General features: G+C 76.0%; 2 protein-coding genes and 1 pseudogene. 2 read left to right on the top strand and 1 reads right to left on the bottom strand.

The features are described from left to right. A partial coding sequence (rpmB, locus tag ONA70_RS35775) for a 50S ribosomal protein L28 (protein WP_265010899.1) occupies positions 1-129 on the bottom strand: 129 nt, incomplete at its 3' end. A 178-nt stretch (positions 130-307) separates the two neighbouring features. Between rpmB and ONA70_RS35770 the strand changes: the two genes are divergently transcribed. Both ONA70_RS35770 and ONA70_RS35765 read left to right on the top strand, forming a co-directional pair. Beyond that, complete coding sequence (locus tag ONA70_RS35770) at positions 308-1,924, top strand: DAK2 domain-containing protein (protein WP_265010898.1); 1,617 nt, start codon at positions 308-310, stop codon at positions 1,922-1,924. Then, positions 1,921-2,818 (top strand): annotated as a pseudogene (locus tag ONA70_RS35765) (ATP-dependent DNA helicase RecG); the annotation flags it as partial. The gene ONA70_RS35770 and the pseudogene ONA70_RS35765, both read left to right, overlap by 4 nt.

Raw genomic sequence — 2,818 nt, 5'->3', positions numbered from 1 at the left:
GCCGCCACCGGCCGGGGTACGCACCGACTGGATGTTCGGGTTCCAGCGGCGGTTGGTCCGCCGGTGCGAGTGGGACACGTTGTGGCCGAAGCCCGGCCCCTTGCCACAGACGTCGCACACGCTAGCCACGGGATACTCCTGGGATTGAAACGTTCATGAGGTCGCCGCCAGGCGCTGCCCGGGCAACCTGGCCAGGTTACCCGATGACGTGCCAGTACGCCCAACCGGCCCCGGTTGCCGAACGGACACGCCGACGCCGGCCGGGCGACCCCGGCGCGTGTCGGTGCGCGCCAGTAGGCTTCCCGACGTGCAGGACACCCTCGACGCCGCCGCGGTGGGCCGCTGGTGCGCGAGCGGGCTGGCCGCCCTGCAACGGCACCAGGGCGAGATCGACGACCTCAACGTCTACCCGGTCCCGGACGGGGACACCGGCACCAACCTGGTGCTCACCCTCACCTCCGCGCACCAGGCCCTGGCCATGGACCTGGGCACCCTCCCCGACGACGGGCACACCCCGCACGGGCACGCGCTGCGGCTGCTGGCCCGGGGTGCCCTGCTGGGCGCGCGGGGCAACTCCGGGGTGATCCTGTCGCAGATCCTGCGCGGCTTCGCCGACACCCTCGCCGCCACCCCGGCGGTCCGCGGCCGCCAGCTCGCCGCCGCCCTGTCCGCCGCGGCCACCGCCGCGTACGCCGCGGTCGCCCACCCGGTCGAAGGCACCATGCTCACGGTGGCCACCGCCGCGGCCCGCGCCGCCGAGCAGGCGGACAGCGACGAGCTGGGGGCGGTGGCCCGGGCCGCCGCCGGTGGGGCGGCGCGCGCCCTGGCGCGTACCCCCGAGCAACTGCCCGCGCTGGCCCGCGCCGGCGTGGTGGACGCCGGCGGGCGCGGCCTCTGCCTGCTGCTGGACGCGCTGGTCGAGGTGGTCACCGGGGAGAGCCCCGGGCCGGCGGCCGGCCCGGCGCCCGCCGCCCGGCCGCCCGCCACCGCCGTCCGGGAGACCGGCTCCGCCGCGTACGCCTACGAGGTGCAGTACCTGCTCGACGCCACCGACGAGGCGGTGACCCGGCTGCGCGGCGACCTGGACGCGCTCGGCGACTCATTGGTGATCGTCGGCGACGGCAGCACCGGCCAGGGCACGTGGAACGTGCACGTGCACGTCAACGACGTCGGCGCGGCGATCGAGGCCGGCGTGGTGGCCGGCCGTCCGCACCGGATCACCGTGACCCGCTTCGCCGACCAGGTGGCCGCGCCCGCGCCCGCCCCGCCGCCGGGCGGCCGGGCCGCCGTGGTGGTGGCCACCGGCGCCGGCATCGCCGAGCTGTTCGGCGCCGAGGGCGCCACCGTGTTGCCGGCCAACCCGTCCACCGGTGAGCTGCTCGACGCGATCCGTGCCACCGGGGCCGCCCGGGTGGTGGTGCTCCCCAACGACCCGAACACCCAGACGGTGGCCAGCACGGCCGCCAAGGAGGCGCACCGGCTCGGCGTGAAGGTCAGCGTGGTGCCCACCCGGTCGCCGGTGCAGGCCCTCGCCGCCCTGGCCGTCCGCGATCCGAAGCGGCGCTTCGAGGACGACGTGATCGCGATGGCCGAGGCGGCCGGCGCCTGCCGGTACGCCGAGGTCTGCCACGCCAGCAAGGAGGCGCTCACCGTGGCCGGGCCGTGCCGGCCGGGTGACGTGCTGGCCCTGGTCGAGGGGGAGGTGCACCTGATCGGCGCCGACCTGCTCGACACCTGCACCGCGGTGGTCGACCGGATGCTCGGTGGCGGCGGCGAGCTGGTCACCCTGCTCTGCGGGGCGGACGCCCCGGCCGGGCTGGCCGACCGGGTGCGCGAGCACGTCGAGCGCTCCTGGCCGTTCGTCGACGTGCAGGCGTACGAGGGCGGCCAGCCGCACTATCCGCTTCTGCTGGGGGTCGAATGACGAGCGAGCCGACCACGGTGGACACGCCGCTGAAGAAGCTGGTCGGGGAGAAGACGGCCAAGGCCCTGGCGAGCCACCTCGACCTGCACACCGCCGGCGACCTGATCTACCACTTCCCGCGCCGCTACGACGAGCGCGGCGAGCACACCGACATCCGCTCGCTGGACGTGGGGGAGCAGGTCACCGTGCTGGCCCAGGTGCAGCGCACCGCGGTCCGGCCGATGCGCCAGCGGCGGGGCAACCTGCTGGAGGTGACCGTCGGCGACGGCTCCGGCGGCGTGCTCACTCTCACCTTCTTCGGCAACCAGGCCTGGCGCGAGCGCGACCTGCGCCCCGGCCGGTGGGGGCTGTTCGCCGGCAAGGTCACCGAGTTCCGGGGCAAGCGGCAGCTCAACGGCCCCGAGTACGTGCTGCTCGGCGAGGGCGGCGACGGCGAGGCGGCGGCCAACGAGGAGGTCGAGGAGTTCGCCGGGGCGCTGATCCCGGTCTACCCGGCCGCGGCGGCCGTGCCGACCTGGGTGATCGCCCGCTGTGTCCGGGTGGTGCTGGACACCTTCACCCCGCCGGAGGACCCGCTGCCGGCCACCGTCCGGGCCAGCCGCAACCTGGCCGACATCGGCACCGCGCTGCGCGAGATCCACCGACCGTCCAGCAAGGAGGCCCTCTACCGGGCCCGGCGCCGGCTCAAGTGGGACGAGGCGTTCGCCGTGCAGCTCACCCTGGTGCAGCGCAAGCACCGGGCGGCCGCCTGGCCGGCGCAGGCCCGGCCGGCGCGCGCCGGTGGCCTGCTGGACGCGTTCGACGCCCGGCTGCCGTACGAGCTGACCCCCGGCCAGCAGACCGTGGGCCGGGAGATCGCCGCCGACCTGGCCACCGCGCACCCGATGCACCGGC

Source organism: Micromonospora yasonensis, assembly GCF_026013475.1.
Classification (GTDB): Bacteria; Actinomycetota; Actinomycetes; order Mycobacteriales; family Micromonosporaceae; genus Micromonospora; species Micromonospora yasonensis.
This window is presented reverse-complemented; position numbering and strand designations above follow the sequence as displayed.